Source organism: Escherichia sp. KCJ4928 (assembly GCF_004352695.1).
GTDB lineage: Bacteria > Pseudomonadota > Gammaproteobacteria > Enterobacterales > Enterobacteriaceae > ECMA0423.
Genome location: NZ_SJWV01000595.1, coordinates 1 through 483 on the forward strand (window position 1 = coordinate 1; position 483 = coordinate 483).

The following is a 483-nucleotide window of genomic DNA, read 5'->3' on the forward strand; positions in this document are numbered from 1 at the left end:
GTGTACAGTTGTTTTAAATGAAATCGATGCTCAATGCCATTTATCAGAAAAATTAAAATATGCAATTAGAGATGGACTAAAACGGCAACAGGAACTTGATAAATGGAAAAGGGAAAACATGACTCCATTTATGTATGTTCTTAACACTCCACCCGTGATATGAGGATTAACCATGCGTTTACATGTTAAATTAAAAGAGTTTCTTTCGATGTTTTTTATGGCCATATTATTTTTCCCTGCATTCAATGCTTCTTTGTTTTTTACCGGAGTTAAACCTCTATATTCAATAATAAAATGCTCCACGGAAATATTTTATGATTGGAGAATGTTGATTCTGTGCTTTGGTTTCATGTCGTTTTCCTTTTTAAATATTCATGTAATTTTACTTACGATAATAAAATCATTCTTAATCAAAAAAACGAAGGTAGTCAATTTCGCCACAGACATAACAATACAGCTAACTCTTATATTTTTACTAATAGC

The 483-nt window shown here is 30.6% G+C and carries 1 protein-coding gene; it reads left to right on the forward strand.

The features are described from left to right. Positions 1-172: 172 nt before the first annotated feature. A partial coding sequence (gene ykfM, locus E0D98_RS25775; RefSeq protein WP_131891530.1) for a protein YkfM occupies positions 173-483 on the forward strand: 311 nt, incomplete at its 3' end.